Source organism: Pedobacter frigidisoli (genome assembly GCF_004331675.1).
GTDB classification, from domain to species: Bacteria; Bacteroidota; Bacteroidia; order Sphingobacteriales; family Sphingobacteriaceae; genus Pedobacter; species Pedobacter frigidisoli.
This window is the reverse complement of sequence record NZ_SJSN01000055.1, coordinates 1-1,366: the sequence shown is the minus strand read 5'-3', so window position 1 is coordinate 1,366 and position 1,366 is coordinate 1. Positions and strand designations below refer to the sequence as shown.

1 rRNA gene is annotated in these 1,366 nt (G+C 53.7%); it reads right to left on the bottom strand.

Annotation, left to right across the window (positions count from 1 at the left end):
- Window positions 1-41 precede the first annotated feature (41 nt).
- Window positions 42-1,366 (bottom strand): 16S ribosomal RNA (locus EZ449_RS22475); the annotation flags it as partial.

Below are 1,366 nucleotides of genomic sequence, written 5' to 3'. Positions count from 1 at the left end.
GAAATATCATGCTGCGAGGCGGGTAGGTGGTGCTACTCCAGAAAGGAGGTATTCCAGCCGCACCTTCCGGTACGGCTACCTTGTTACGACTTAGCCCCAGTTATCGGTTTTACCCTAGGACGCTCCTTGCGGTTACATACTTTAGGTACCCCCAACTTCCATGGCTTGACGGGCGGTGTGTACAAGGCCCGGGAACGTATTCACCGCGTCATTGCTGATACGCGATTACTAGCGAATCCAACTTCATGGGGTCGAGTTGCAGACCCCAATCCGAACTGTGAACGGCTTTGTGAGATTCGCACCATATTGCTATGTAGCTGCCCTCTGTACCGTCCATTGTAGCACGTGTGTAGCCCCGGACGTAAGGGCCATGATGACTTGACGTCGTCCCCTCCTTCCTCTCTGTTTGCACAGGCAGTCTGTCTAGAGTCCCCACCATAACGTGCTGGCAACTAGACATAGGGGTTGCGCTCGTTGCGGGACTTAACCCAACACCTCACGGCACGAGCTGACGACAGCCATGCAGCACCTAGTTTCGTGTCCTTGCGGACGCATCCATCTCTGGATGCTTCACTAACTTTCAAGCCCGGGTAAGGTTCCTCGCGTATCATCGAATTAAACCACATGCTCCTCCGCTTGTGCGGGCCCCCGTCAATTCCTTTGAGTTTCAATCTTGCGACCGTACTCCCCAGGTGGAACACTTAACGCTTTCGCTTAGCCGCTGACTGTGTATCGCCAACAGCGAGTGTTCATCGTTTAGGGCGTGGACTACCAGGGTATCTAATCCTGTTTGATCCCCACGCTTTCGTGCCTCAGCGTCAATAGAACCATAGTAAGCTGCCTTCGCAATCGGTGTTCTGAGACATATCTATGCATTTCACCGCTACTTGTCTCATTCCGCCTACCTCTAGTCCATTCAAGCCCATCAGTATCAAGGGCACTGCGATAGTTGAGCTACCGTCTTTCACCCCTGACTTAACGGGCCGCCTACGCACCCTTTAAACCCAATAAATCCGGATAACGCTTGGATCCTCCGTATTACCGCGGCTGCTGGCACGGAGTTAGCCGATCCTTATTCCCCCGGTACGTTCAGCCCACTACACGTAGTGGGGTTTATTCCCGGGTAAAAGCAGTTTACGACCCATAGGGCTGTCTTCCTGCACGCGGCATGGCTGGTTCAGGGTTGCCCCCATTGACCAATATTCCTTACTGCTGCCTCCCGTAGGAGTCTGGTCCGTGTCTCAGTACCAGTGTGGGGGGCCATCCTCTCAGATCCCCTAGTCATCGTCGCCTTGGTGGGCCGTTACCCCGCCAACTAGCTAATGACACGCATGCCCATCTCCATCCCATAAATGTTTGATCATTG